This window comes from Mesorhizobium sp. P2_B11, from assembly GCF_056404855.1.
Window position 1 is genome coordinate 307,703 of sequence record NZ_JBFUDF010000005.1, and the last position, 26,760, is coordinate 334,462.

A 26,760-nucleotide genomic window follows, 5' to 3' on the forward strand; every position below is an offset into this window, starting at 1 on the left:
CGACGTCAGCGCTGCTGCAAGGCCAGGCGAACGCCCAACGCGCAGTAGATGCCGCCGACCACCTTGCCTTGCCATTTCACCACCGATGGATTGCGGCGCAGGAATGTGCCGAGCCGGCCCGCGCTTACGGCAAAGACGACTGTGCTGAAAAGGCCGAGCAGAACAAAGATGATGCCCAGCGTCATCAGCTGAAGCATCACCGATCCGTTTTCAGGCCGCACGAACTGGGGCAGGAAGGCGAGGAAGAAAAGCGCGGTCTTTGGATTGAGCACCTCGGTCAGGACAGCCTGTCGAAACGCCTTGCAGGCAGAGATCGCAAGCGCTCCTGCAGCAGGGTCGGCCGGTGTTCTCTCGATGATCGCGCGAATGCCGAGGTAAACCAGATACGCCGCGCCGATGTATTTTACGATGCTGAACAGCGTTGCCGACGTGGCGATGATCGCCGAAATACCGACCATCGCCATGACGGTATGGAACACATCGCCAGCCGCGACGCCGGCGCCCGTCGCGATGCCAACCCGGGTTCCGGAACTCGTCGCTCGCGCCACCGTCAAAAGCGTGGCCGGGCCTGGAATGAACACAAAGCCAAGCACAACCGCCACGTAAGCCATCAAGGTGGATAGATCGATCATGACGCCTCCTTTGCAATCTCAGCCTTGCCGGTCACCTCGGTTCGGGCTTGCCCCGTAACCTTGAGCGCAAAGGAGTAGGTGTAGGCAATCTCCTCCAGCCTGGAAAAGCGGCCGGACGCGCCGGCATGGCCGGAATCCATGTTGATCTTGAACAGCACCGGATTGTCGCCGCTCTTGCGCTCGCGCAGCCGCGCCACCCATTTGGCCGGTTCCCAATAGGTGACGCGCGGATCGGTCAGGCCGGCCAGCGCCAGGATCGGCGGGTAGTCGTGGTCAGCGACATTGTCGTAAGGCGAGTAGGCGGCGATCGTCCGATAGTCCTCCGCTGATGCGATCGGATTGCCCCATTCCGGCCATTCCGGCGGCGTCAGCGGCAAGCTTGCATCGAGCATGGTGGTCATCACGTCGACAAAAGGAACCTCGGCAACGATGGCGCCGAAACTGTGCGGCGCCATGTTGGCGATCGCGCCCATCAGCATGCCGCCGGCCGAACCGCCTTGCGCGACGATACGGTCGTGCTGTGTGTAACGCTCGGCGACGAGATGCTGCGCGACGGCGATGAAATCGGTGAAGGTGTTCATCTTGTGCGCCCGCTTGCCGTCATCGTACCAGCCATAGCCCTTGTCCTTGCCGCCGCGGACATGGGCGATGGCAAAGACAAAGCCGCGGTCAACCAGCGAGAACCAGTTGGTGTTGAAGGCGGCAGGGATGGCGATGCCGTAGGAGCCGTAGCCGTAAAGCAGGCAAGGTGCCGAGCCATCGAGCGGCGTGTCGCGGCGATGCAGCAGCGAGACCGGCACCAACTCGCCATCGGCGGCGGGCGCCATCAGCCGGCGCGTGACATAGTGCTCCGGATCATGACCGGAGGGCACTTCCTGGGTTTTCAGGAGCACGCGCTCGCGGCTGCGCATATTGTAGTCGAAGACCTGCGCCGGGGTCGTCATCGATGAATAGGTGAAGCGCATGATCTCGGTGTCGTATTCATAGGATCCTGAAAGGCCGAGCGAGAAGGCTTCCTCGTCGAACGAGATCAGATGCTCCTCGCCGCTGCGGCGGTCGCGCACGACGATGCGCGGCAGGCCTTCCTTGCGCTCAAGCCGGACCATGTGGTCCTTGAAACCGACCACGGACAGGATCAGCCGGCCCGGTTCGTGCGCCACCAGCTCTTGCCAGTTGGCGCGAACCGGGTCATCAGCCGGCGCGGTCATGATCTTGAAGTCCTTGGCGCCGTCGGCATTGGTGAGGATGAAGAAGATGTCGCCACCTTCTTCCAGGTCATATTGCAGTCCGGTCTCGCGCACCGCCACAAGCTTTGGCTCGGCGAACGGCTCGTTAGCGCGCATCAGCCGGTATTCCGAGGTTTCGTGATCGTTGATGCCGATCATGATCCATTCGTTGGAGCGCGTGCCGCCGACATCCATGAAGAAACCGGGATCGGTCTCCTCATAGATCAGCCGGTCATTTTCAGTTCTGTCGCCGAGCGCGTGGAACAGCACCTTGGACGGGCGATGATTGTCGTCGAGCCTGGTGTAGAAGAAGCCGTCATCGGCGGCATTCCAGGTGCCGCCACCGCTGGTGGCGTCTACCTGGTCGGGCAATTCCTTGCCGCTGGTCAGGTCGCGCACGCGCAGCGTGAAGAATTCGGAGCCCTTGTCGTCGAACGCCCACAAGAGCTTGCGGTGATCGGCCGAATGGTCGACGCCGCCGAGGCGGAAATAAGGCTTGCCCTCGGCTTCCGCGTCGCCGTCGAGCAGGATCTGCTCATCGCCGCCATCACGCGGCATGCGGAAATAGCGTGGCTGTTCGCCGCCAAGCTTGAAGGATGAGCCATAGGCATAGGGGCCATCTTTCATCGGCACCGTCGAATCGTCCTCTTTGATGCGCCCCTTCATCTCGCCGAACAGCTGCTTCTGAAGCTCTAGCGTGTCAGCCATCAGCACTGTCTGATAGGCGTTCTCGGCTTCGAGGTGGGCGCGGATGCGGCCGTCAAGCAGGGCAGGGTCCCTGAACATTGCTTGCCAGTTATCCGCCCTCAGCCAGGCATAGTCGTCGGTGCGAGTAATGCCGTGATGCGTGTCGAAGACAGGGTGTTTCTCAGGGCGCGGCGGGCTGGCGGTCGGAAAGGCTGGGGTCTTGGTCATTGCGTCTCACTGAAGAAGTTACTTGAATGGCAAATGAACACGCCGATCAGCGCGGGTTCAAGGGCAGGCAGGCATTGGTGCGGCGGGCTCGGGACAATGAGCCGAAAGGAGAGGATGATGAATTTCTATACCAGCACCGCCGCGGCTCTCGCCGTCGCTTCGACCGTTCTGGCCGTTACCGGCCAGTCTCATGCAACCGCGTTCGCCGCTTGGCAAGTGGCTGGCGTGCCGTTCGGCGACACGCTTAACATTCGCAAATATCCGTCCAACACATCCCAGAAGCAGGCCGCCTATCCCAACGGGACGATCCTGCAGATGACCGGCAAATGCACCGGGGGGCTGAACCTTCTGGAGATCGCCGGCCAGCCGCACTGGAAACAGAAGCAGGCGATTCGCTACCAATGGTGTCAAGTTTGGCACGACCCGGCGCAAAATGGTGGTTTTGTTACTGGCTGGGTCTACGGCAAATACCTCGTTCCCTATTGAATCCGGTCTAAAGCAGGTCTTCACTTTGGCGGGTCTCGCAGACACCTTGCAACTTCTGATTTTGTACGAACCCGACAATTCAGCTATTCGAGCCTGCGAAGCATAGGCCAAGCATCACAATCCACTTTATGAGTCCTCGCTGATTTAGTGACGACATGACCTTACGTCATGTCAGTCCTGGTCCGACCAGAAAATATCGCGAAGTTACAGAGCGCACGAAAGATTGAAGCTGAAGAGCGACTATTCGATGAATATCGTTGAATATAGCGCAAGATACGAATTGACTTACTTGGTCGGCAGGCTCATTAAGATGCCCGGACGCGAATCCGTGAAGCTCTTCCCGCATGAAATTCGCGCCATGCCCGATCTCTCAAAAAGGGCGCAAACAGAAACATCTTTCGTTGGGGCCTGAACACCATGGATATCGTCGAAACACCTTCCCGAAATAGCGATGCGCTGATCGAGCTGACCGCCGATGTGGTGGCCGCCTACGTCAGCAACAATCCCGTGCCAGTCGGCGAACTGCCGAATCTTATCGCCGACGTCCATGCCGCTCTCGGGCGCGTGGGCGGGACGAGCGAACAGCCTCCGGCCGACAAGCAGAAGCCTGCGGTAAACCCGAAGCGCTCTGTCCATGACGACTACATTATCTGCCTTGAAGACGGCAAGAAGTTCAAGTCGCTGAAGCGCCATTTGATGACCCACTACGGTCTGACGCCCGATGAATACCGCGAGAAGTGGAATCTCGACGCCAGCTACCCGATGGTTGCCCCCAACTATGCCGCTGCCCGTTCGCAGCTGGCCAAGAAGATGGGCCTCGGCCGCAAGCGCAAGGGGCGGTAACACCTGCTCCAGTTCGACAAGATCAACGGCGCCTTCGAGGCGCCGTTTTTGTTTTCGGGGTCAAGCGGTCTGCTTGAGCGCCATCTCGGCGTCGCGCTTGATGCGCTTGACCATCGAGCGCAGACCATTGGCGCGCTGCGGCGACAGATGTTCGTCGAGGCCGAGCGACTTCAGCGTAGCCTCGGCGTCGGTTTCCAGGATCTGGCTGGCAGAGCGTCCCGAAAACAACGCCAGCATGATGGCGACCAGGCCACGCACGATATGGGCGTCCGAATCGCCGGTGAAGGTGATGGCGGGATCGGCGCCCGACGCTCGGCTCGTGGTCAGCCAGACCTGGCTGACGCAGCCGGGCACCTTGTTCACGGCATTGCGTTCGGCATCGGGAAATGGCGGCAGCGCTTCGCCGAGCTCGATCACATAGCGATAGCGATCTTCCCACTCGTCGAGCAGGGAAAAGTCGTCGCGGATCGTCTGGATCGTGGTGGCCATTGCTTGGGATATAGTCATCCGCGGCTGCGGCGTCACGGAAAAAGAAGAAAAGCACCGCAGGCGCCGAGAGGTCCGACCGGCCTGCGGTGTCGCTGTAGAGACAGCGGAAACGGTGTTAGTTCTTCGCCACCAACTTGGCAGGGATGTTGACTGTCGCCGGCAGGACAACGTCCTCGGCGACGCTGCCGGTGGCCAATGAGGTATCGGGCGAGGTGTCGGGCTCGCTGCCCTTGTCGTCCAGCATGGCGGCGGCGATCTTGGCGGTTTCCCTGGCCCGGGCGGTGATCGTATGCATCGCCGACTTGCCGGTCTCGCAGACATCTGGCTTGCGCTCGCAAATGCCGGCGATGTCGCCGACCGCCTCGCGCGCTGCAAACAGTGCCTGGATCGGCCCGACGCTCTCGTGGCCGTTCTCGTCGGTGCCGACGCCCAGCGGCAGCGCCAGCAGCACCAGCGAAAACCAGAACGCCATTCTTATAAGAAAGCCCATCGAATTGCCCTCTCGTCCATGACCGGATCATGCGTCCATGCGCCATGACCTCTTTTATCTCAGCGACAATGACACATGAGGCGCAAAGGACGACTTGCTTGCTCAGCGAAAATTTTCCTCAAATTTTACGCAAATTCGAAACGAAGCGTTTTGTAGTGCATTGGCCTCAAACACCGGCGATTTTCTTCACCTCGCAGTAACCATCTAAGCGATTGTTCTGCATGGATATATCCAAATGCCTAGGCATGTCGGCTCAGAATTGTGCCGCCGCAGGCACGCGCTTTGCCCATAACGCTCCGTTTACTATGGCCGCAAATGACGGCGCATTCCGGCGCCGGTGCGGCAATTTTTGCCGCAGGGCGCTCGTTGCTCCGGTCAGCCTTATTCATTCCTTAAACGCTGGATGCGAGTTTCAAATCAACAAGAGCCACCTGCAAAGCAGGGGCAGTCACGACCGGGTGCGAGTGCGTTGAGTTTGATGACGGCCAGATATATTGAACTGCCTGGCGCGCTGGCGGCCGGTTGCGAACGCATGGTCCATCCGGCCATCGTCGGCCGGGACGGCCGTCTGCGCCAGCGCCGCTTCATCGGCATCATGCTTGCCGCTCCGTTCTTTGCCGCGGGTGCTGCGGTAACACTGGTCACCTCGGGCATGGGCGCCGCCGTCACCGTCGCAACAATCTTCGCCGCCTTCGGTCTTTGCTGGTTCGCCGCCTTGCTGGTGGCGGCGTCGGGCAAGATGGCGTTGGCCGCCCAGGTCGCGCTTGCCGCCGGCGGTCTTGCCCTTGCCGGCGTCATCGCGGCAGCGGGCGGCCTGGCGTCGCCGGTTGCGTTGCTGGCCCTGACGCTGCCATTCGAGGCCTGGTGGATCGGCGGTTCAAGGCGCGCGGCATTTTGGGGCGGCATCGCCGCCCTTGCCGCAGTGCTGCTGCAGCCCTTCGTCGGTTCTGTCGTCCCGCTCGGTGCGGTGCAAGTCGCGGCGTGGCACTGGCTGCTGCCGCTGGCCTGGGGACTGACGCTGGCTCCTCGGCTTGCAGCCCTTGGCGAGGCCGCGCATGCGCAGCCTGCGCTCCTGCCAAGCGACCGCCTCGAAGACGTGATCGATGCCGTTGTCCTGCATATCGCCCGGCATGGCGAAGTCCTGGATGCATCGGCCAAGGCGCGCACCATCCTGAAGCTGCCGCCGGAACTGCTTTTCGGCGCCGGGCTGTTCGACCGCATCCATCTGTCCGATCGCGTTGCTTATCTGAGCGCGCTTGCCGACCTGCGCGACGGCGCCCTGTCGCGGCGGCTCGATCTCAGGGTAAGGCTGCCCCAGGACGGCAATGCTCCGATGGCCGACAATTACCGGCCATTCCAGCTCGAACTGGTTCGGGCCGAAGAGCAGCAGGAGACCTTCACCCTGCTGCTGCGCGAGAATGACGAGGTCGCCGAACTGCGCGACGAGCTTGCCGCCGCCAATGAGGCGGCAGCGTCGGCCGAGGTGGCGAAAGGCCGCTTCCTGGCCGTGGTCAGCCACGAGCTTCGCACGCCGCTCAACGCCATCATCGGGTTCTCCGACATGCTGCTGCACGAGATGTTCGGCGGCTTCAAGGATCCGCGCCAGAAGGAATATGTCGGCCTGGTCAGGGATTCCGGCCAGCATCTGCTTGCCGTGGTCACCTCGATCCTGGACGTGTCGAGGATCGAGGCCGGCGCCTACGCGACCGAGCCTGAACCGTTCCGCTTCATCGAAGCGGTCGAGATGTGCCAGTCGATGATGCAGCTGCAGGCCAATGCCAAGAACATCGACCTCCAGGCGCAGATTGCGCCCGACGCCGGCGAGATCAATGCCGACCGCCGCGCCGTGCAGCAAATCCTGATCAACCTCGTCTCCAACGCGGTCAAGTTCACGCCGGATGGCGGCGATGTCGTCGTTGGCGCCAAGCGAATCGGCTCGCGACTGCATTTCTGGGTCAGGGATACCGGCATCGGCATCGCCGAAGAGGATTTCGCCAATCTCGGCAAGCCGTTCATGCAGATCCAGAATGACTATACGCGCCGCTTCGAGGGCACCGGGCTCGGCCTGTCGCTGGTCAAGGGCCTGGTGGCCCTGCACGACGGCACGATGTCGATCGAGAGCAAGCCGGGCGAGGGGACGACGGTCACGATCGGCCTGCCGGTGAACGGGCCGATGAAGCGCGCGACCGACAGGAACGGCGTGCTGCCGATGCCCGTGACGAGGACGAAGGGCGACGCGAAAGGGGACAGGAATGGCTCGCTCCGCAAAACAGCCTAAGGCGGTCAAGCGCCGCAGCAGCGCTTTCGAGGCCGGCGCGATTGCGCTCGGCGGCGCAATCTCGCGCAATCCGGTCCTGGTCGGCGGCTCGACAGCCTTTCTGGTGACGCTGTTCTACGTTTCCGCCAACGCGCTGTGGTACCAGCCGTTTCCGCATGCCGGCGCCTTCTTCGCCACCCGCAGCATCGAGGGCTTTCCGCACCCCGGTGCGGACGAGCCCGAAACCACCATCAACATCCTGCGGCCTGGCACGGCCAAGAGCGACCCGACGGTCGAGCAGGTGCAAGGCATCCTCAAGGACCTCGATTTCTACACAGGCACCGTCGACGGCATTTCCGGGCCGAATACCCACAAGGCCATCCAGGCCTACCAGCAGAAGGTCGGTTTGCCGGCATCCGGCGAGATCGACGCCGTCCTGCTCGACCAGCTCGGCGCCAAGCAGACGACGGCCGGGATCCCGCATCCGGCGCCACGGCCCGTGGATATGGCCGCTGCTCCCGCTGCCGCGCCCGCGGCTGCCCCCGCGCCAATCCCGGTCTCAGCACCGGCATCCGCCCAGGCGTCCGATCCCCGCATCGTCAAGATCCAGGCCGGGTTGAAGGCATTCGGCAATGACGACATGCAGCTCGACGGCGTCGTCGGCGCCCGCACCAAGGCCGCGATCAAGGAATTCCAGTCGCTGTTCGGCCTGCCGCAGACCGGCGAGCCCGACGAGGTCGTCTACGTCAAGATGCGCGAGATCGGCCTGACCAACTGACGGGTCGAAGCGACCGCTCGCGAATGGGCGAAAATGCTCTATCTCTTTGTTTCTACGCAATTCCCAAGGGAAAGCGCTACGCGCTTTTCCCGGGAAAACCACTCACACTTTTCCTGGAATTACTCTAAGACGCTGCGCATGTCGTCCGGAACCCTGCCATGCGCGTAACCACCGACTTTTGGGTCTCGGCCCTGCTGCGCCGTGTGTTCGGCGCTGGTGGCTTTGCGGCCATCGTCAAGCGCGGCGCGACCGAGGCCGGCGCGGTCTTCGTGCTGTCGCGCGGCCGGCTCGGGGACGTTTCCTTGTTCGGCCCGGCGCCGCAGACCAGCTACGATTCGGCCAAACCGGATGACCGGTTTTTTACGCTGCTCGGCGTCGGCGACGATGCAGCCGTGCTGGATGCCAGGCTGGAGCGGGAGAAAAAATTCGATCCCGATATCTGGGTGGTCGAGATCGAGGCCGGATCGGTCCCCGTCGAGGAGCTTCTCCTAGTCAAGATGCCTTGAGGCTTGCCTTTTCGCCATCCGGCGCCTGGTCGGCGTTCGCGGCGGCGGGTGCATTGCTGCGCACCGATCGCGACAGTGTTTCGGCCTTCCAGCCGCGGAGCTTTTCGAGGGCCGCCTCGTGGTGCAGCAGCCGGTAGCGGTCGAGGAAAATGCGGATCGCCTGCGGGTGCGGGAATTCCCTGGGGTAGACGGCGACCGTGATCAGGAATGCCCTGTCCTCGCTGAGGTCGAGCGCCCGCAAGGCGGCGAGCAGCGAGACGTAGCTCGACTGCTCGGTCAGCGCGCGCGCCGTCGAAAAGTCGATGTCGAGCGCGTCGGCAAGCGCAGTCTGGAAGAAAGCGGCATTGCCGGTCAGCGCCGTCTCGCGCAGCTTGCCGTAGGTTGCTGAGCCGACGAAGGGATTGACAGATGTCGCCTCGCCCTCGGCGAGCATCATCGAGCGCAGCCGGCGCCTGGCGCTTTCGGCAGCACTGCCCGGCAGTCTTGGCGGGCTGGGAGCGGCGGCAGCGGATTCGGCGCTCTCGCCCGCCACTTGGGCGATCGGCTCGGGCTGTCGCACCCGAACCAGCGTCGGCTTTTCCAGCGCCTTGATCAACTGCGCGATGGTCGGGTTCAAATCCTTGCGGCGGGCAATGGCGCGCGCATGCGGCAGGCCGTGGCGGCCGATCAGCGCAATCAGGTCGATATCGCTCAGCGCGCGGGAACGGACAATCAAGGGCGCACAGACGTCGACCGGCTCCTCGCAAAGCCGCCGCACCAGGGCAGCCGGCGCATATTCGCATTCGGAGAGGGCAGCGGCGACATAGCGGCGCGATTCGACCGACACGCTGTCGAACAGCGGCAGTGTCAGATCCTCGAGCTGCGCGATCTCGCGGCGCGACGGGCGGGTCAGCGAGCAGAACGCCGACACCGCGGCGCGAAACAGCCTTTCGGCTTTTCCCGATTCTGTCCGTATAGCGATTTGCCTGAAATCCGAAGCTGACACGGAAGATACGCCCGATACTCGACACGACCTGGGCCATGCTCAACCGCAACTGTGTCGGTTTCGCGTGAGGCCTGGAACAAACATCAAATTAGCGGCGATCCGTTAGCGCTCCGTTAACCCTCTGCCTGCCTTAATCACATTTGGAGGCGTTGCGTTGTGCTCCGGGGCAACCGAGAGGAATACGCGAACCATGGGCATGGTACTGTCTTTTGTGCCGCGACCGGCACCAGTCAATCGAGCAGTTCAGAGCACCGGCACGCCGGCGGCGGTGATCATTTTCCCCGGCGTCCGCTACGAGCAACCGCCATTGGCGGGCGAGGCAAGACCGGCCGGTTCGGACAAGCCAGGCACACCGCCTGTTCCGCACCACTGAGACGCTGCTTGCCAGCTAAAATCAGTAGTCCTGCAACTCGCAGGAGCTCTGGTCCAGAAACTGCGACACAACCGGCTTCCAGCTGTCATCCGGTACGAAGGCGCGGATGACGAAGATGCCTTCCTCGATCGGCGCTTCGACGAAGATCGCCCCTTGCAGATCCTCCGGCAGCTCCCGGCGCACATCGATCATCTGCGCCGGCGTCAGCACCACGGTGTCGAGCTTGCTGTCGGTCGCCGTGTGGTCGTTGAAGGAATAGAAATTGTGGCCATTGCGGTCATAGACCGACACCGACCAGAACGGCACGCTGCCCGGCGCCTTGATGCGCACCATGCCTTCGGCAAGGTCGAAACGGCAGGCGGCGGCGTAAAACAGCGGATCGACCGACTTCACCACCGGCGCGCCGCCGGCCTCGGCGTCTAGCCTGGTCATCTTGTAGAGGTCGGACGCCATCGCCAGCCGTGACCAGGCGTCGCGCTCGGTAAACTCCGGCACCAGCAAAAGCACCACGATGTGGACGATGCCGGCGCCGAGCAGGCCGAGCAGGATGGCGTGCAGCAGCCTACGCATTGCAGCCCGCCTTGACGATGCGGGGCAGCGTCACGTCGGAAAGGCCGGTGCTCGAGGCGATCGGCGTGTCGTAGAAGGTGAGCACGAAATACATCCGGCCAAAGCCTTCGGTCAAAAGCCAGTTGCCGGGCGCTGGGCGATTGCCGACGGCAATGACCACCGAATTGTCGGGCTGGCGCAGCACCTGGTAGGATTGCAGCGCCGCCAGCCGCGGCTTGCCGGTGTCGACGACGCCGAGCGACTGGTCGGCGGCATAAAGCGTCCAGAACCGGGCGGTGGGAAAACTGCCTTCGATCCTGTAGTCGCATTGCCGCTGAAGCTCATCGCCGGCCGCGTCGCGTTCGGCGATGAAGGACAAGCCTTCCGCCTTGCCGAGCGCCAGCACGCCCTCGCGCGCCACGCGCGCCTTGGAATAGGGGTCGGCATTTTGCGTGCCGATCTCGGGGAAGGCGGTCCATTGGCCGATGCTGATTGCGCCGACGCCGCTCTGCGCCTGCAGCGCATACCAAACGCTGCCGCTGCCGCCGCCGATGGCAATGGCAAGCGAAAGCAGCGTGAAAAAGGCCGTCTTGAGCATGAAGAACCGGGACGAGAGAATTGTCGTTCGGGGATATAGCGGGGCAGGCCGTAGAGCAAGCGGGGCTGTGGAATGGCGGATCAGAGCGCCGACAGGGTCTCCGGCGCCGATGGTGCGCTGAGCACGGGTGCTGTCTGGAACACCTTGGTCATATCGCGCAGCGTCTGCGTCGTGCGGCTGGACAGCACCGGCGGACGCTCGGCGGCGGCATCCGCTGCCGCCTGGTCGGCATTTTTCTTCTCCGCCTCCTCGGCCTTGGCGGCGATCTCTTCGTCGACATAGGGCTTGTCGAGGCCGGGGATCGGCTTCAGGTCGATGTTCTGGTGCGCGTAGACCATCAGCCGCTGCCACACCATCGCCGGCAGCGTGCCGCCGGTCATGTTGCGGGTCGGGGTGAAGTCGTCATTGCCGAGCCAGACGGCAGCCGTGTAGTTGCCGGTGAAGCCGACGAACCAGGCGTCGCGGTAGGATTGCGTGGTGCCTGTCTTGCCGGCAACGACGATGTTGGGCAGCTGCGCGCGCCGCGCCGTGCCGATGGCTGGCACCGCTGCCAGCATGGTGTTCATGTATTTCAGCGCCTGTTCCGACAAGACGCGGTGCGGCGCCGGCGCATCCTTGGCCCAGTCGTAGACCACATCACCGGTGCGGGTGACGAGCTGGGTGATGCCGTGCCGCGATCCGGCGAAGCCGTCCTGTGCGAACACGCTGTAGCCCGTCGCCTGGTCCATCACCGTCATGCCCGACGTGCCGAGCACCATGGTCTTGTGCGATTCCAGCGGCGATTCCACACCGAATGATTCCGCCATCGCCTTGATCGGGCCGATGCCGAGATAGTCCTTGGCCAGCCGCACCGGCACGGTGTTGATCGATTTGGCGATCGCCGTGATCAGGGTCACATTGCCGGCCGAGCCGCCATTGTAATTGTGCGGCGACCAGCCGCCCCAGCTGATCGGCCCGCCTGAGACGACGGAGTCGGGCGTGAAGCCATGCTCCATCGCGGTGGCGTAGACGTAAGGTTTGAAGGACGAACCGGTCTGGCGCAGCGCCTTGGTGGCGCGGTTGAATTGGCTGGCGCCATAGTCGCGGCCGCCGACGATGGCGCGCACCGCGCCATTGGTCTCGATCACCACCACGGCGCCTTCGGTGACGTTGTATTCCTTGCCGAACTGGCGGAGGTGGAATTCGACGGATTCTTCCGCCGCCTTCTGGATGTTGGCGTCGAAGGTGGTGTGGGCAACTAGCGAATGCTGGCCGGGCTTGGCGATCTTCTTGACCTCGTCGAAGGCCCAGTCGAGGAAATAATCCGGGCTCTTCTGCTCGCCGCGGTCGACGATCTCGGCCGGATGCAGCCTTGCCTGTAGCACCTGGCCTTCGGTCATGAAGCCGGAATCGACGAGGTTGGACAGCACCACATTGGCGCGAGCGCGCGCGGCCGGCAGGTTGATGTGCGGCGCGTATTTGGTCGGCGCCTTGAACAGGCCGGCCAGCATCGCCGCCTCGGCGAGGTTCAAATCCTTGACGCTTTTGCCGAAATAGAAATCCGCCGCCGCCTCGATGCCGAACGTGCCGCCGCCCATATAGGCGCGGTCGAGATAGAGCTGCAGGATCTCCTTCTTCGACAGATTGGCCTCCAGCCACAGCGACAGGAAGGCTTCCTTGATCTTGCGCTGCAAGGTCCGCTCATTCGACAGGAACAGGTTCTTGGCCAGCTGCTGGGTGATGCTGGAACCGCCCTGGACGACGGAATTGGCGCGCACATTCTCGAAGATGGCCCGCGACAGGCCAAGCACGTCGATGCCGTAATGCTCGAAGAAACGCCGGTCCTCGGTCGCCAGCACCGCCTTGATGACATGGTCCGGCATCTCGTCGACCGGCACCGAATCGCGCTGGATGATGCCGCGCTGCCCGATCTCGTTGCCGTAGCGATCAAGGAAGGTGACGGCGAAATCACCCTGGCTGCGCCAGTCGCCCGTGGTTATCTGGAAGGCCGGCATCGCCAGCGCCAGAAGCACGACGATGCCGCCGGCGCCCATGGTGAAACCTTCGCTCAGCACCTCGATAATGCCGCGCCGCCAGCCTTTGACGCGGAAGCGCCGCGAGAAAATGGTTGCCGATTCCCAGAACTGGCCGGCCTTGAAGCCGATTTCGTAGAGTGAGGAATCGATCCAGGCATCCACCGCCAGCAGTGCCGCGGCGATCGGACCTCTCCTTCTTGGACGTCGTTCTAAAGGACTGGCCATTCCCGAAACTCACCCCACCCAAGACCTGAGAACCGCAAGCGGGCAATTTCAGGGCAGGGGCACCCGGTGAAGACTATTCGTCCATTTCAGCCCGGCTCACAAGGGCAGCCAGGCCACACCGCACGGTTTGTTGACCGCACGCCTGCCGCCGATATCAGCGCGCCGCGATAAAGTGCATGAAATGCGCGACATCCGCGTCGCTCGGCTCCTGGCCGGTGAAGGCGCGCAGATAGGCGGCAAGGTGGCTCACCCGGGCCTCGACCGGTTCCTTGAGGTCGAGCACGTAGTAGCCGATCTGCATGTAGTAGAGCACACGTGCGCGGATGAAGGCGTCTTCCTCGTCATAGCCGTGCCGGCGATACATTGCGCGGATGGCGCCAAGACGGTCGTTGTCAGCCTGGTCGATGGCGGCACGAACATCGTCGGAACGGCGCGCCCATTCGCGGATAGCAAAATCGAGCCGTGGATCGAACAGGCGCTCGTCGGCCCAGCATTCGAACACGTTCATGACGCCCATGATGATGGTTGCGGCCGGGCGCTGGGCGCGCTCGATGATCGCCTTGGTGTTGGTGTCATGCCAATGGGCGAGCAACTGGTCGAGAAGGTCCTGCCGGCTCTGAAAGTACCAGTAGAAGCTCGAGCGTGACACGCCGAGCTTCTGGCCGAGCGTCAGCACCCGCACGCTCTCAATGCCGTCCGAGATCAGCGTCTGCAGCGCCAGATTGATCCAGTCCGCGCGGGTCGCCTTGATGTTGCCAGGCGCCAGTTCGTCTTGAGGAGCATTCATCACCATGGATCCACAAGTGGCATGGCGCGAAACGTCGCGCAAGCTCTGGACATAAGTGTCTAGACACATGTGTACAGTGTGTGTATCGTGCGGACATCCAACGAGAGGGAGAGGCTCGTGAAGTCGCATTATCGGGCGGTCGTCATTGGCGGAGGCGTGGTCGGCGCCTCGGTGCTCTACCATCTGGCGCGCTTCGGCTGGAGCGAGGTGGCGCTGATCGAGCGCGCCGAGCTGACCGCCGGTTCGACCTGGCATGCTGCCGCCGGCTTCCATGCGCTCAACGCCGATCCCAATGTCGCGGCACTGCAGGATTATACGATCAAGCTCTATCGCGAGATCGAGGCCGAGTCAGGCCAGAATGCCGGCCTGCATATGACCGGCGGCGTCAATATGGCGAGTGATCCGCAGCGCTGGGAGTGGCTGAAATCGGCATGGGCGGTGTTCCAGTCGGTCGGCATCGAGACCGCCCGACTGGTGACGCCGGAGGAGATCAAGGCAATCTGCCCGATCGTCGACGTCAACGGTGTGCTCGGCGGCCTCTACGATTCCAACGAGGGCCATCTCGACCCTTACGGCACCACCCATGCCTATGCCGGGGCGGCGAAAAAACGCGGCGCCGATGTCATCCTGCGCAACCGGGTGCTCGATCTCAAGCCGCGCCCCGATGGCGGCTGGGATGTGCTGACCGAGCAGGGCACGATCGTCGCCGAACATGTCGTCAATGCCGCTGGTCTGTGGGCCAAGCAGGTCGGCCGCATGGCCGGCGTCGAGCTGCCGGTGACGCCGATGGAGCATCATTACTTCGTCACCGAGGACATTCCGGAAGTCGCCGCGCTCGACAAGGAGCTCGGCCTCGCCGTCGATCTCGACGGCTTCTCCTATCTCCGCCAGGAGCGCAAAGGCGTGCTGCTCGGCGTCTACGAGCAGAACCCGAAGCACTGGAACATGGACGGCGCGCCTTGGGATTACGGCATCGAGCTGATCCCGGAAGACATCGACCGCATCAGCCCCGAACTCACCAAAGCCTATGAGCGCTTTCCCTGTCTGGCGCAGGCCGGCATTCGCAAATGGGTCAACGGCGCCTTCACCTTCACACCCGACGGCAACCCGCTCGTCGGCCCGGTGCGCGGCCTGAAGAATTATTGGGTCGCCTGCGGTGTCATGGCCGGTTTCAGCCAGGGTGGCGGCGTCGGCAAATCGCTGGCTGAATGGATGATCCATGGCGAGCCGCAAGCCGACATTTTCGGCATGGACATCGCCCGCTACGGCGCCTTTGCGGCCAACCGCGAATATCTGAAGCAGACGACGCGCCAGTTTTATGCCCGCCGCTTCGTCATGACCTTTCCCAATGAGCGGCTGCCCGCCGGCCGGCCGCTGAAGCGCCCGGGCGCCTATGACGGCATGAGCGCGGCAGGCTGCGAATGGACGGCCTCCTGGGGGCTGGAAATCCCCGCCTATTTCGCGCCGATCGGCTTTCGTGAGGAGACGACGCTCAAGCGCTCCAACGCTTTCGATATCGTCGGCGACGAGGCGCTGCAGGTGCGCCGCGCCGCTGGCCTCGTCGATACCTCGGCCTTCTCGCGCTATGCCGTCTCGGGGCCGGGTGCGGAGGCCTGGCTCGACCGGCTGCTGGCGTCGAAACTGCCGAAGCCGGGGCAGGCGAGGCTGGCGCCGATGCTTGGCCCGGACGGCCGGCTGAAGGGCGACCTCACCGTACTCAACTGGGGCGGCGGCGAATACTGGCTGATGGGCTCCTACTATCTCCGCGAATTCCACATGCGCTGGTTCGAGGCGCATGCGGCGCAAGGCGTCTCCGTCACCGACATCTCCGACACCGTCAGCGGCTTCCTCATCACCGGGCCGAACGCCAGGGATATCGTGGCGCGGACCACGCATCAGGATGTCTCGGCGAGCGCCTTGCCATTCATGGCTTGCGGTCAGCTCGACATCGGCATGGTGAGCGCCCGCGTGGCGCGGCTGTCGATCGCCGGCGAACTCGGCTTCGAGATCAATTGCCCGGCCGTCATGCACGCCACCTTGCGCGAAACCTTGCTCGCCGCCGGCGCGGATCTCGGCCTTGCCGAGATTGGCTACTATGCGCTCAACGCATTGCGGCTGGAAAAGAGCTTTGGCATCTGGTCGCGCGAATTTACGCAGGCTTACACGCCCGCGCAAACCGGCCTCGATCGTTTCATCGCGTTCGGCAAGGGCGATTTCATCGGTCGTGACGCCGCCCTCAGGCAGCGTGAAGCAGGCTCTTCGCAACGGCTCGTGACATTGGAGATCGATGCGCTCGACGCCGACGCCAGCGGTTTCGAGCCGGTCTGGCACAAGGGCCGGCGCGTCGGCTTCGTCACCTCGGGCGGCTATGGCTACACGGTTCGTAAAAGCGTCGCGCTGGCGTTGGTCGACGACGATTTCGCCGGGGAGGGGACCGAGCTTTCAGTGCACATTGTCGGCGTCGAGCGGCCGGCGCGTGTCATCGCGGCTTCACCCTACGACCCCGATGGCAAGGCAATGCGGTAATGAGGAGAGGTGGCCATGGTCGATGATGTCATAAGGGAGACCAGGCGCGAGCGCCGGCGCGGACACACCAGCGAGGCCGGCAGCGGGTCAAGCCGCCACCCGAATTATCGTTCGCTCAAAAACCCGTTCCTGCCGCAACCGGTGTTTTCGGACGACCAGGTCGCCGCCATCCACGACACCGCGTTGCGCGTGCTGGAAGAGCTCGGCATCAAGGTGCTGCTGCCCGAGGCACGGAGCATCTTCGCCCGCTCCGGGGCGCTGGTCGATGAGGACAGCCAGATGGTGCGCATCGGCCGCGATATCGTGACGGCCGCACTCGCCTCGGCGCCCAAATCCATCCAGGCACTGGCTGGCGACCGCAGCCGCGACCTCACGCTCGAGCTCGGCTCGATGACATTCCTGGCCGGGGCCGGCGCGCCCAACGTCACCGATCTCGAACGCGGCCGGCGTCCGGGCACGCTCGCCGCCTTCGAGGAACTGACCAAGCTTATTCAGCATTTCGATGTGCTGCACATGCTTTGTCCCTGCATCGAACCGCAGGATGTCGACAACCGTTTGCGCCACTATGCCGTCAACCGGGCGCAGCTGACGCTGTCGGACAAGTTCCCCTTTGTCTTCGCGCGTGGCACGCCACAGGTCGAGGATGGGTTCGAGATGATCCGGCTGGCGCGCGGGCTCTCGCAGGACGAGTTCCTTGCCGGCGCTCATTGCTACACCGTCATCAACACCAACTCGCCGCGCCAGCTCGACATCCCGATGGCGCAAGGCATCATCGACTTCGCCAAGGCGGGCCAGGTGTCTGTCATCACGCCCTTCTGCCTGGCCGGCGCCATGGCGCCGATCACGGTGGCCGGCGCACTGACGCTGCAGCATGCCGAGGCGCTGGCTGGTCTCGCGCTGGCGCAGATGGTGCGGCCGGGCGCGCCGGTGGTCTACGGCTCCTTCTCGTCCAATGTCGACATGAAGTCGGGCGCGCCGGCCTTCGGCACGCCGGAGCATGTCAAGGCAACGCTGGGCGCCGGCCAGTTGGCGCGCTTTACTGGCCTGCCCTGGCGCTCCGGCGGCGGCAGTGCGGCCAACATCTCGGATGTGCAGGCAGCGCATGAGACGCAGTTCGCGCTGTGGGGCTCGGTGCTGGCGGGCGCCACCATCTGCATCCATGCGGCGGGCTGGCTGGAAGGTGGCCTCAGCGTCTCCTATGAGAAGCTGATCACCGATATCGAGGCGCTGCAGACGGTCGCCGAACTCTGTGCCGCGACCCCCGGCGACGAGGATGCGATCGGCTTCGAGGCCATCGCCGAAGTGCAGCCGGGGGGACATTTCTTCTCCGCCGGCCACACCATGGCGCGCTACCGCACCGCTTTCTACGAGCCGCTGGTCGCCGACTGGTCGAATTTCGGCAACTGGACGCAGTCAGGCTCGAAGTCAGCCACCGAGCGCGCCACCGGCATATGGAAGCGGGTGCTGGCCGACTTCCAGCCGCCGGCGTCGGCGGCTGCTACAGCAGGCGTTCTCGATGAGTTCATCGCGCGGCGCACCGAACAAGGCGGTGCGGCGCCGGTCTCGTGAGGTAGTGCGGGCCGGCGCATCGCTCTCAGCGATCAGCGGAGCCCGCCGCTCACGCGCCGGGCCCCTCCTTTGTCGTCACCGATCACGCATGCGCGTGCGGGTGATGAACGTCCCAGACGGCCCAGGCCGATGCGACGACCACCAGCACGCCGAGGATCACATGCGTCGCCATCGCGTCAGCGTTGGCCATGAACCCCAGCAGCCATGGTGAAACAATCAGCCAAAGTCCGAGAACAAGGTTCACCCACTCTTCCCACTCGGCGAATACGGCGAGAGTCGCGACAGCCAGCGCACCGAGCACAACGCCAATAATCCAGGCGTTGTAAGCGGCAGTGGTTTCAGCGGCGAAACCGATTATCCAAGGTGAGATGAACAGGCAAACGGCAAGGATCAGGTTAATCAGATCCTGGCCGCGTTTTCCTTCCATGAGTTTATTGGCCATGACAACCTCCATAGAGAAGCTTGACCAAACCACTACGTTTCGCGTGCACCGCACGCTTAGTTGTTGATATAATTACGCTTCATATGACCTTCAAGGACCTGACCAGGGCGGCCGATGGCTGCGAATTCATAGCGTAGCGCACCGAACAGGGTTGGGGGCCCCAGCCTCTTGAGGGAACGCGGCGCGCGCCTCACATGGGCCGCTTGTCGCCGGTCTTCGGTGGTTCGCGGCGTATCGTGCCGGCGTCGGTCTGCCTGTGCTTGTCGGCGGCAATCCGGCGGATGCGATCGAAGCGGCTTTCCTCGGCCGGCTTGGTCGCGGGTACAGCGTTTGGCTTCGGGGCGAAATTGATCATCTGTCGATCTCCATGTCGTTGCTGACTGCTGACTGACGGAAATCCTTGGGCGCGCCGGGAAAATCTCCCGGGCGGCCGTTGTTCTGTTTGCGCCCGCCCGGTTTCCCGGGCGGGCCTAAAGACGTCGGTCAGTAACCGCCCATGCCGCCGCCGCCCGCGGGCGCCGCATCCTTGGCCGGGACGTCGGTGATCATGGCTTCGGCGGTGATCAGAAGTGCCGCGATCGAGCCGGCATCCTGCAGTGCGGTGCGCACCACTTTCGCCGGATCGACAATGCCGGCCTTGATCATGTCGACATAGACCTCGTTCTGGGCGTCAAAGCCCTGATTGTGGTCCTTGCTGTCGGAGAGCTTGCCGACCACGATCGAGCCTTCGACGCCGGAATTCTCGGCGATCTGGCGGATCGGCGCCTCAAGTGCCCTGAGCACGATCGAAATGCCGGCGGTCACATCGTCATTGGCGCCGGTCAGCCCGGTAAGCGCCGACCTTGCACGCAGCAGAGCCACGCCGCCGCCGGGCACGATGCCTTCCTCGACCGCGGCGCGCGTAGCGTTCAGCGCGTCGTCGATGCGGTCCTTCTTTTCCTTCACTTCCGACTCGGTGACGCCGCCGACGCGGATGACGGCAACGCCGCCCGCAAGCTTGGCCAGCCGCTCCTGCAGCTTCTCCTTGTCATAGTCGGACGTGGTCTCCTCGATCTGGCCCTTGATCTGGGCGATGCGCGCCTGGATCGTGGCCTTGGTGCCCGCGCCGTCGATGATCGTGGTGGTGTCCTTCTCGATCAGCACGCGCTTGGCGCGGCCGAGCATCTCGATGGTGACGTTTTCGAGCTTGATGCCGAGATCCTCGGAAATCATCTGGCCCGATGTCAGCACCGCGATGTCTTCCAGCATCGCCTTGCGGCGGTCGCCGAAGCCGGGCGCCTTGACGGCCGCGACCTTGAGGCCGCCGCGCAGTTTGTTGACGACCAGCGTCGCCAAAGCTTCGCCTTCGACGTCTTCCGAAATGATCAGCAGCGGCCGGCCGCTCTGCACCACCGCTTCGAGGATCGGCAGCATCGCCTGCAGATTGCCGAGCTTCTTCTCGTGGATGAGGACGTAAGGCTCTTCCAGTTCGACGCGCATCTTGTCGGCATTGGTGACGAAATAGGGGCTGAGATAGCCGCGGTCGAACTGCATGCCTTCGACGACGTCGAGTTCGGTGTCGGCGGTCTTGGCCTCCTCGACGGTGATGACGCCGTCATTGCCGACCTTGTCCATCGCCTTGGCGATCATGGCGCCGACGGTGGCGTCGCCATTGGCGGCGATGGTGCCGACCTGCGCGATCTCGGCCGACGACTTGACCTTCTTGGCCTTCGCCTTGATGTCCTTGACCACGGCGGCGACAGCCTGGTCGATGCCGCGCTTGAGGTCCATCGGGTTCATGCCGGCGGCAACCAGCTTGGCGCCTTCGCGCAGGATGGAGGCGGCCAGCACCGTGGCGGTGGTGGTGCCGTCACCGGCGAGGTCGTTGGTCTTCGAAGCCACTTCGCGCACCATCTGCGCGCCCATGTTCTCGAACTTGTCGGCAAGCTCGATTTCCTTGGCGACGGTGACGCCGTCCTTGGTGATGCGCGGCGCGCCATAGGCCTTGTCGATGATGACGTTGCGGCCCTTGGGGCCGAGCGTGACCTTCACCGCATTGGTGAGGATATCGACGCCACGCAGCATACGGTCGCGCGCGTCGGTGGAGAATTTGATTTCCTTGGCAGACATGGTTTTCATCCAGTTCGTATTTGGAGTGGACTTTTTGCCGCGCGAACCGCGCAGCGCGCCAATCAGGCAGCCTTCTTGGCTTCGACGCTCTTCTCGATCACGCCCATAATGTCGGCTTCCTTCATGATCAGAAGGTCCTCGCCGTCGATCTTGACCTCGGTGCCCGACCATTTGCCGAACAGGATCAAGTCGCCTGCCTTGACATCGAGCGGAACAAGCGCGCCGTTTTCGTCGCGCGCGCCGGGGCCTACGGCGATGACTTCGCCTTCCTGCGGCTTTTCCTTGGCATTGTCGGGAATGATGATGCCGCCCTTGGATTTGGTGTCGCCTTCGGCGCGCCGGATGACGACGCGGTCGTGGAGTGGCCGAAACTTCATGAGAACTTCTTTCTGGGGCCTGCACAGGCGGCCACACCGCTCTTATAGGCGCGTTGGCACTCGATAGATAGGAGTGCCAAAAATTATTCGCGAGCAATCCAGAATATTAAAAAGTATTATGCGACCTGCCGGTTTCCAGATTTCGCACACCGTCTAAATAATTCAAAAAATTGAATTTCTGCGCCAAAGCGACTATTTATATGGAAAGTTTCATTTCAACGGTTTCGGGCACAAGGGAGATTTAGGCGATGGCCGACGGCAATCAGAGTATCATGGAAAAAGCTGAGGCCCGCTTCATGGACAAGCAGAAGAAGACGGCTGAGCGCAACAAGGCAACCTCCGACTATATGTCCGAGGCGAGAGCCAGGGAGATCAAGACCGCGAGGCTGAGGGGATTGCGCCTGGCCAAGGAAGAGGCCGACCGCGTTGAGGAAGCCCTGAACCCGACACCGAAGAAGAAGCGGGCGACAGCCAAGAAGGCAGCCGCCGCACCGAAGGGAGCCAAGTCATGAGCCTGACATTCCCCAATCCAAGCCGCAGCTATGACGAGGCCGGCAAGCGTATCCGCTTTGTCGGACACGACGGCATGTTCCAGATCTCCTTCTCTGTCGCTGCCGATGCCATCTCGAAGGCGCCATCGGGGACGGCGACCTCGGAAGCCACCTATCTGGCCGCCTTCGATACGGCGTCCAGATCCATCCATGACATTGCCAGCAAGGCTTATGCCCGCACCCGCAAGAGCATCTATGTGCTCACCGCCGCGGACTTCAGCTAGCTTTCGGCTGCGATCAGCCTGGATCAGGATTTGCGGTCGGCTTTTGCCCGCCGCTTGACGTCCCGGCTGTTCAGGCGGTCGGCCATCGCTTCCGCATCGCGCACAGTCATGCCGACCATGACCTGTTGCTTGAGCTCGACAGGCTGGCCGGTGAAGATGTCGAAGATGGTCCAGCTGTCAGGCTCGTCCATGCGCAAGGCGTAGCGGTTTGCCATCTCGGCGTCAGGCCTTTGACATGAAAAATGCCGCCGCCAGGATCAGGATTGTCCAGACCAGCACCGACAGCTTCAAGACCAGGCCGCCATGCGCGGAAAGAACCTCCCGCATGCGCAAAGCCATGGCATTCATGCGCTTCGACGGAGTGGGCGCTGCCGCAATCGCGACCGCGGGCTTGACGCCAAGCTTTCCAAAAGCCGGCAGCAGCGATGGCGTTCGCATGAAATGACCTCGAATTGTCGGAGAAAACAGGCCCTCTCATAACACCCTTCTTGAAACTCCCTGCATGCCAAATAGAAACCGGCGCGTGAAACGGCCATGCCGCCCGATTCGCAACGTGCGTGGGCTGGTCGTCATCTGGCGAAACCGGAGCAACGCAGCTAGGTTGCGCGCGAAACGGATAGCGGCATGAGGTTTGTTCAAAACGTGACAGGCGAACGGAGACGACGATGACAGCGCCCGGCGATTTGCTGCAAGCCTTGTTCATGAGATTGAAGAGCGACGCCTCGCTGACGGCGCTGCTCGGCGGCGCCGGGTTGCGCGAGCAGGCGGCCGACAGTGCCGCCTTTCCGTATGTCACCTATGGCCGGACCAGCGCGTTCGATCTCGACACCGGCGCCGACAATGATGACGACCAGCTGATCACGCTGCATGTCTGGTCGAAGGCACAAGGCGAGGCCGAGACGCGTCTGATCATGGACAGCATCCGGGCGCGCCTCGACGGCGCTGCATTCGCCACCGGCTCGCGCGACCAGACCCGCCTGTCGCTGGAATTCGCCGAGGCGCGCTACGACGAAGACCTCGCGCTCCATCACGGGGTGCTGCGGATCCGTGCGATCACCCAGAGCGCATCCTAGATCTGCGCCTGGATTTCGGCCTTGTCGATGACCGACCACACCTCGCGGATGCGACCGTCTGCGAATTCGTAGAAAACATTCTCGGCGAACGCCACGCGCTTGCCATTCACCGGCAGGCCGAACAGCATTCCCTTGGGATGACAGTCGAAATGCAGGCGCGCCGCCACCCGCGGTGGCTGGCAGACCATGAGTTCGATGTTGAAACCGAGATCGGGAATGGCCTCAAAATCGCCTTCGAGCATGCGGCGATAGCCTGACAGGCCGAGCATTTCGCCATTGTGCTGAACTTCATCGCCGACAAACCTTCCGAGATTGGCCCAGTCCTGGGCATTCAGGCAGGCGATGTAGCCCCGGTAGAGGTCGGCGAGGTCGTTGTCCGTCATGGCGCACTCCGATGGATGGTTTGGCGTTTCCTACGCCAATTAGGGCGCCTCTGAGAATGGTCGCGCCTTGAGCTGTTCCCGATTCACCTGCGACTTCAGAACCAGCTGGCAAAAAACATAGCCGCGCTGGCGGTTTTCCGGCTATGAATCGCACACCCGATCTGAGGGGATCCGGGCGGCATGATTGCATTCATTCGTTTCGCACGCAGGGGGGATTGCGGGGATGGATTTTCAACCGTTCACCGTTCATTTCACGTTCAGCACAGTTGCGTTACAACGCTGACCATGAAAACGCTTCGCTCCCATCTCAGAATCGCGACGCTGGCGCTTGGCATCGCCGGCGTGTTGGCGTCGCAGGCAACGCCGGCGGCCGCCGCCGACTGCTACGCGATCGGCCAGCAGGTTGCCGAGCAGTATGGCGGCACACTGGCCAAGGCCTCGCAGTCGACGCGTGGCGGCCAGGAGGTCTGCGTCATCGTCGTGCTGGTGCCCGGCAAGGACGGCCAGCGTCCGCGCCGTTCCGAGATCGTCGTCCCGGCGAACTGACCCCCCAATCTTCCCTTTACAGGGCTCGTTTCCCAGGCCGCCGGAATCGGCCTATATCTGAGATATCAACAGGCCTGACCGATCATGCGCGTACTCGTCGTCGAAGATGACAAGGATCTCAACCGGCAGATAGCCGATGCGCTGGTCGATGCCGGCTATGTCGTCGACCGCGCCTATGACGGCGAGGAGGGCCATTTCCTCGGCGATACCGAGCCTTACGACGCCGTCGTGCTCGACATCGGCCTGCCGCAGATGGACGGCATCAGCGTCGTCGAGCGCTGGCGCCGCAACGGCCGCAAGATGCCGGTGCTGATCCTGACCGCGCGCGACCGCTGGAGCGACAAGGTGTCGGGCATCGATGCCGGCGCCGACGACTATGTCACCAAGCCGTTCCACATCGAGGAGGTGCTGGCGCGGGTGAGAGCGCTGATCAGGCGCGCCGCCGGCCATGCCTCGTCCGAGCTGACCTGCGGGCCGCTGCGCCTCGACACCAAGGCCTCCAAGGCCGATGTCGACGGCCAGCCTCTGAAGCTGACGTCGCACGAGTTCCGCCTGCTGGCCTATCTGATGCACCATATGGGCGAGGTGGTGTCGCGCACCGAACTGGTCGAGCATCTCTACGACCAGGATTTCGACCGCGATTCCAATACCATTGAGGTGTTTGTCGGCCGGCTGCGCAAGAAGATGGGCATCGACATGATCGAAACCGTGCGCGGCATGGGCTATCGCATGCGTGAGCCGGAGGCGTAAGGCGGAACCGCTCCCCATACCAGCTAGGAAGCCTTTTTCGGCACGGCTCTGGCCGCGCTCGCTGGCCTTTCGCGTCATCGGCTTTTCCACGATCTGGGCGATCCTCACTCTGATCGTCATCTTCACCCTGATCACCACGCTTTACCGCCAGGCCAGCGAGCGTGGCTTCGACAGCCTTTTGTCGGCGCATCTGTTCAACCTGATCGGCTCCGTCGGCGTTTCCGAATCCGGCCAGCTCACCGGCGCTCCCGACCTCGGCGACTTGCGCTTCTCGGAGCCGAATTCGGGCTGGTACTGGTCGGTGGAACCGGCTTCCGAAGGCGTGCATGGCAACCTTCATTCGTCCTCGATGACCACGGCGATCCCGTCGCCGACCGTCGCCGAGGTACCCTTCAATTCCAGTTTCCAGCGCAGCTATTCCACCGACGGCATCGGCGACGAGGAACTGCAGGTGTTCGAAAGCGAATTCGTCCTCGACGCCAAGAACCGCGCCGCGCGCTTCCGCGTCATGGGCAACAAGACCGAACTCGAGCAGGAGATCGCTACCTTCCAGGGTCGCCTCTTGACCTATCTCAGCCTGTTCGGCGTCGGCATGATCGCCATCAACGCGATCGCCATCCTGCTCGGCCTGCAGCCCTTGCGCCGGGTTCGCAACGCGCTTGCGCTGGTCCGTGAGGGCACGGCGCAGCGGCTCGACGGCCAGTTCCCGGCCGAGATCGAGCCGCTTGCCAACGAGACCAATGCGCTGATCGAAAACAACAAGCGTATCGTCGAGCGCTCGCGCACGCAGGTCGGCAACCTTGCCCATTCGCTGAAGACGCCGCTCGCCGTGCTGATCAATGAGGGCCGTGCGCTCGGCGGCGCCAAAGGCCAGCTCATCGCCGACCAGGCCGCCTCGATGCAGAAGCAGGTCGATCATTATTTGCAGCGCGCCCGCGTCGCCGCACAGCGCGACAGCGTCGTTTATCGCACCCCAGTGACGCCGCTGGTCCAGCGCATGGTGCGCGTGCTGCAAAAGCTCAAGCCTGATGTCAGCCTGTCGCTTGCCTTGCCGGCGGCCGACATCGTCTTTGCCGGCGAGCGCGAGGATCTGGAGGAATTGCTCGGCAATTTGCTCGACAATGCGATGAAATGGGCAAGGAGCACTGTCGCCGTGTCCGTCACGCCGGCCGGCGCCGCAGGCCTGTTCGAGATCGCGATTGAGGATGACGGTCCAGGCATTCCCGAGGACAAGGCGCGCGATGCGCTGAAACGCGGCCGGCGCCTCGACGAGACCAAGCCAGGCACCGGGCTCGGGCTTGCCATTGTCGCCGACCTTGTCAACGAATATGGCGGTGCACTTGCGCTGGACCGCTCCGCCATGGGCGGGTTGAAGGCGGTGGTGCGCCTGCGCAGCCTTCCATGATGCTCTTCCCGGGAGCCAATCGACATGGCCGAATGCCTGTGTTATGGCGGCCCATCGATTGCACAAAAGCCGTTAAAAACGGCCAAATTTCCGACAAATATCAATAGTATGGCCTCCAGATATCCCCGATGACGCGGCCCCCCAGCGCATCCCGTTCAAGAAAACTGGTTGTAGGCATGAAGATTCGCGTTGCGCTCGTTTCCGCACTGCTCGCTCTCTCCGGCTGCGGAACCCTGAGCAAGGGCGGCGGCCCGGATATCTCCATCACCAACCCGCCCGCGTCGCCTCCTTCAGGGGCTAAAGTCGCGACGACGATCATCTCGGCCATGGCCGGCGGGCTCGTCGGCGGATCGATCGGCAGTGGCCTGAGCGAGACCGAGAAGCGCAAGGCGCTCGAGGCGGAATACAAGGCGCTCGAATACACGGCGAGCGGCCAGAAAGTGACGTGGAAGAGCGACAGTTCGGCCCATTCCGGCGAAGTCGTCGCGGCCCAGCCCTATCGTGTCGGCTCGCAGGACTGCCGCCAGTATACCCATACGGTGTTTACCGGCACGGCCGGCCAGACCGCGCGTGGCACCGCCTGCCGCAACGCTGACGGCAGCTGGACGCCGCTGACCTGACCGTTCGGGCCGGCTGATCGGGATCGGGCTC

General features: G+C 63.1%; 30 protein-coding genes. 14 read left to right on the plus strand and 16 right to left on the minus strand.

Annotated features, from left to right (window positions below):
* Nucleotides 1–5: 5 nt before the first annotated feature.
* On the minus strand, nt 6–632 hold the full coding sequence (locus AC1DYJ_RS18125) for a LysE family translocator (protein WP_477285745.1): 627 nt from the start codon (nt 630–632) through the stop codon (nt 6–8).
* The gene (locus AC1DYJ_RS18130) at nt 629–2,773 is read right to left on the minus strand and encodes a S9 family peptidase (protein ID WP_477285747.1); all 2,145 of its coding nucleotides are present in this window, start codon (nt 2,771–2,773) and stop codon (nt 629–631) included. The genes AC1DYJ_RS18125 and AC1DYJ_RS18130 overlap by 4 nt, the downstream gene beginning before the upstream one ends.
* Before the next feature lie 114 nt (nt 2,774–2,887).
* Between AC1DYJ_RS18130 and AC1DYJ_RS18135 the strand changes: the two genes are divergently transcribed.
* Both AC1DYJ_RS18135 and AC1DYJ_RS18140 read left to right on the plus strand, forming a co-directional pair.
* Nucleotides 2,888–3,259 (plus strand): SH3 domain-containing protein, encoded by a 372-nt coding sequence (locus tag AC1DYJ_RS18135; RefSeq protein WP_477285929.1) that lies wholly within the window; start codon nt 2,888–2,890, stop codon nt 3,257–3,259.
* Between the two features lie 417 nt (nt 3,260–3,676).
* Nucleotides 3,677–4,102: a Ros/MucR family transcriptional regulator gene (locus AC1DYJ_RS18140; RefSeq protein ID WP_477285749.1), complete on the plus strand. Its 426-nt coding sequence runs from the start codon at nt 3,677–3,679 to the stop codon at nt 4,100–4,102.
* A gap of 60 nt (nt 4,103–4,162) precedes the next feature.
* Here the strand turns inward: AC1DYJ_RS18140 and AC1DYJ_RS18145 are convergent, their stop codons facing one another.
* Nucleotides 4,163–4,591, minus strand: coding sequence for a SufE family protein (locus tag AC1DYJ_RS18145; protein WP_477285931.1), 429 nt, complete (start codon nt 4,589–4,591; stop codon nt 4,163–4,165).
* 115 nt (nt 4,592–4,706) lie between these two features.
* Nucleotides 4,707–5,081, minus strand: coding sequence for a DUF5330 domain-containing protein (locus AC1DYJ_RS18150; protein ID WP_477285751.1), 375 nt, complete (start codon nt 5,079–5,081; stop codon nt 4,707–4,709).
* Between the two features lie 532 nt (nt 5,082–5,613).
* On the opposite strand from AC1DYJ_RS18150, the gene AC1DYJ_RS18155 reads away from it, so the two are divergent.
* The 3 genes from AC1DYJ_RS18155 (at nt 5,614) to AC1DYJ_RS18165 (ending at nt 8,622) form a co-directional block, all read left to right on the plus strand.
* On the plus strand, nt 5,614–7,359 hold the full coding sequence (locus AC1DYJ_RS18155) for a sensor histidine kinase (RefSeq protein ID WP_477285933.1): 1,746 nt from the start codon (nt 5,614–5,616) through the stop codon (nt 7,357–7,359).
* Complete coding sequence (locus AC1DYJ_RS18160) at nt 7,334–8,116, plus strand: peptidoglycan-binding domain-containing protein (protein WP_477285753.1); 783 nt, start codon at nt 7,334–7,336, stop codon at nt 8,114–8,116. Before AC1DYJ_RS18155 ends, AC1DYJ_RS18160 begins: the two co-directional genes overlap by 26 nt.
* Before the next feature lie 158 nt (nt 8,117–8,274).
* A complete protein-coding gene (locus AC1DYJ_RS18165) occupies nt 8,275–8,622 on the plus strand; it encodes a DUF1491 family protein (RefSeq protein ID WP_477285755.1) in 348 nt (115 codons plus the stop codon).
* Here the strand turns inward: AC1DYJ_RS18165 and AC1DYJ_RS18170 are convergent.
* The 5 genes from AC1DYJ_RS18170 to AC1DYJ_RS18190 form a co-directional block, all read right to left on the minus strand.
* Entirely contained in the window at nt 8,609–9,607 is a 999-nt protein-coding gene (locus AC1DYJ_RS18170; RefSeq protein ID WP_477285757.1) for a hypothetical protein, read from the minus strand. The genes AC1DYJ_RS18165 and AC1DYJ_RS18170 overlap by 14 nt on opposite strands.
* Before the next feature lie 394 nt (nt 9,608–10,001).
* The gene (locus AC1DYJ_RS18175; protein WP_477285759.1) at nt 10,002–10,550 is read right to left on the minus strand and encodes a DUF1254 domain-containing protein; all 549 of its coding nucleotides are present in this window, start codon (nt 10,548–10,550) and stop codon (nt 10,002–10,004) included.
* On the minus strand, nt 10,543–11,127 hold the full coding sequence (locus AC1DYJ_RS18180) for a DUF1214 domain-containing protein (protein WP_477285760.1): 585 nt from the start codon (nt 11,125–11,127) through the stop codon (nt 10,543–10,545). Before AC1DYJ_RS18180 ends, AC1DYJ_RS18175 begins: the two co-directional genes overlap by 8 nt.
* An 80-nt stretch (nt 11,128–11,207) precedes the next feature.
* Nucleotides 11,208–13,367, minus strand: coding sequence for a transglycosylase domain-containing protein (locus AC1DYJ_RS18185; protein ID WP_477285762.1), 2,160 nt, complete (start codon nt 13,365–13,367; stop codon nt 11,208–11,210).
* A gap of 154 nt (nt 13,368–13,521) precedes the next feature.
* Nucleotides 13,522–14,160 (minus strand): TetR/AcrR family transcriptional regulator, encoded by a 639-nt coding sequence (locus AC1DYJ_RS18190; RefSeq protein WP_477285764.1) that lies wholly within the window; start codon nt 14,158–14,160, stop codon nt 13,522–13,524.
* 111 nt (nt 14,161–14,271) lie between these two features.
* On the opposite strand from AC1DYJ_RS18190, the gene AC1DYJ_RS18195 reads away from it, so the two are divergent.
* Together AC1DYJ_RS18195 and AC1DYJ_RS18200 are read left to right on the plus strand one after the other, a co-directional pair.
* Complete coding sequence (locus AC1DYJ_RS18195; RefSeq protein WP_477285766.1) at nt 14,272–16,680, plus strand: GcvT family protein; 2,409 nt, start codon at nt 14,272–14,274, stop codon at nt 16,678–16,680.
* Nucleotides 16,681–16,695: 15 nt separating this feature from the next.
* Nucleotides 16,696–18,249 (plus strand): trimethylamine methyltransferase family protein, encoded by a 1,554-nt coding sequence (locus tag AC1DYJ_RS18200; protein WP_477285768.1) that lies wholly within the window; start codon nt 16,696–16,698, stop codon nt 18,247–18,249.
* A gap of 82 nt (nt 18,250–18,331) precedes the next feature.
* Here AC1DYJ_RS18200 and AC1DYJ_RS18205 read toward each other — a convergent pair whose 3' ends face one another.
* The 4 genes from AC1DYJ_RS18205 to AC1DYJ_RS18220 form a co-directional block, all read right to left on the minus strand.
* Nucleotides 18,332–18,691 carry an SPW repeat protein gene (locus tag AC1DYJ_RS18205; RefSeq protein ID WP_477285770.1) on the minus strand — a complete coding sequence of 120 codons (360 nt, stop codon included), beginning with the start codon at nt 18,689–18,691 and terminating at the stop codon, nt 18,332–18,334.
* A 190-nt stretch (nt 18,692–18,881) separates the two neighbouring features.
* Nucleotides 18,882–19,046, minus strand: a complete 165-nt coding sequence (locus AC1DYJ_RS18210; RefSeq protein ID WP_477285772.1) for a hypothetical protein — start codon at nt 19,044–19,046, stop codon at nt 18,882–18,884.
* A 128-nt stretch (nt 19,047–19,174) separates the two neighbouring features.
* Nucleotides 19,175–20,800, minus strand: coding sequence for a chaperonin GroEL (gene groL / locus AC1DYJ_RS18215; RefSeq protein ID WP_477285773.1), 1,626 nt, complete (start codon nt 20,798–20,800; stop codon nt 19,175–19,177).
* Nucleotides 20,801–20,862: 62 nt separating this feature from the next.
* On the minus strand, nt 20,863–21,177 hold the full coding sequence (locus tag AC1DYJ_RS18220; RefSeq protein WP_019859661.1) for a co-chaperone GroES: 315 nt from the start codon (nt 21,175–21,177) through the stop codon (nt 20,863–20,865).
* A 248-nt stretch (nt 21,178–21,425) separates the two neighbouring features.
* On the opposite strand from AC1DYJ_RS18220, the gene AC1DYJ_RS18225 reads away from it, so the two are divergent.
* Both AC1DYJ_RS18225 and AC1DYJ_RS18230 read left to right on the plus strand, forming a co-directional pair.
* Nucleotides 21,426–21,689, plus strand: coding sequence for a hypothetical protein (locus tag AC1DYJ_RS18225; protein ID WP_477285776.1), 264 nt, complete (start codon nt 21,426–21,428; stop codon nt 21,687–21,689).
* Entirely contained in the window at nt 21,686–21,952 is a 267-nt protein-coding gene (locus AC1DYJ_RS18230; RefSeq protein WP_112564165.1) for a DUF1488 family protein, read from the plus strand. Before AC1DYJ_RS18225 ends, AC1DYJ_RS18230 begins: the two co-directional genes overlap by 4 nt.
* Before the next feature lie 23 nt (nt 21,953–21,975).
* On the opposite strand, the gene AC1DYJ_RS18235 is transcribed toward AC1DYJ_RS18230, so the two are convergent.
* Together AC1DYJ_RS18235 and AC1DYJ_RS18240 are read right to left on the minus strand one after the other, a co-directional pair.
* Nucleotides 21,976–22,167: a hypothetical protein gene (locus AC1DYJ_RS18235; RefSeq protein ID WP_477285778.1), complete on the minus strand. Its 192-nt coding sequence runs from the start codon at nt 22,165–22,167 to the stop codon at nt 21,976–21,978.
* 7 nt (nt 22,168–22,174) lie between these two features.
* Nucleotides 22,175–22,390 (minus strand): hypothetical protein, encoded by a 216-nt coding sequence (locus tag AC1DYJ_RS18240; protein WP_477285780.1) that lies wholly within the window; start codon nt 22,388–22,390, stop codon nt 22,175–22,177.
* Nucleotides 22,391–22,617: 227 nt separating this feature from the next.
* On the opposite strand from AC1DYJ_RS18240, the gene AC1DYJ_RS18245 reads away from it, so the two are divergent.
* Entirely contained in the window at nt 22,618–23,025 is a 408-nt protein-coding gene (locus AC1DYJ_RS18245; RefSeq protein WP_477285781.1) for a DUF3168 domain-containing protein, read from the plus strand.
* On the opposite strand, the gene AC1DYJ_RS18250 is transcribed toward AC1DYJ_RS18245, so the two are convergent.
* Nucleotides 23,022–23,408 carry an ester cyclase gene (locus AC1DYJ_RS18250; RefSeq protein ID WP_477285783.1) on the minus strand — a complete coding sequence of 129 codons (387 nt, stop codon included), beginning with the start codon at nt 23,406–23,408 and terminating at the stop codon, nt 23,022–23,024. The genes AC1DYJ_RS18245 and AC1DYJ_RS18250 overlap by 4 nt on opposite strands.
* 285 nt (nt 23,409–23,693) lie before the next feature.
* Between AC1DYJ_RS18250 and AC1DYJ_RS18255 the strand changes: the two genes are divergently transcribed.
* The 4 genes from AC1DYJ_RS18255 to AC1DYJ_RS18270 all read left to right on the plus strand — a co-directional run bounded on the left by AC1DYJ_RS18255 (nt 23,694) and on the right by AC1DYJ_RS18270 (nt 26,729).
* Complete coding sequence (locus AC1DYJ_RS18255; protein ID WP_477285784.1) at nt 23,694–23,954, plus strand: hypothetical protein; 261 nt, start codon at nt 23,694–23,696, stop codon at nt 23,952–23,954.
* A gap of 84 nt (nt 23,955–24,038) precedes the next feature.
* On the plus strand, nt 24,039–24,704 hold the full coding sequence (locus AC1DYJ_RS18260) for a response regulator transcription factor (RefSeq protein WP_352584881.1): 666 nt from the start codon (nt 24,039–24,041) through the stop codon (nt 24,702–24,704).
* On the plus strand, nt 24,688–26,109 hold the full coding sequence (locus AC1DYJ_RS18265) for an ATP-binding protein (RefSeq protein ID WP_477285786.1): 1,422 nt from the start codon (nt 24,688–24,690) through the stop codon (nt 26,107–26,109). The genes AC1DYJ_RS18260 and AC1DYJ_RS18265 overlap by 17 nt, the downstream gene beginning before the upstream one ends.
* Nucleotides 26,110–26,285: 176 nt before the next feature.
* Nucleotides 26,286–26,729, plus strand: coding sequence for a hypothetical protein (locus tag AC1DYJ_RS18270; RefSeq protein ID WP_477285787.1), 444 nt, complete (start codon nt 26,286–26,288; stop codon nt 26,727–26,729).
* Nucleotides 26,730–26,760: the final 31 nt, after the last annotated feature.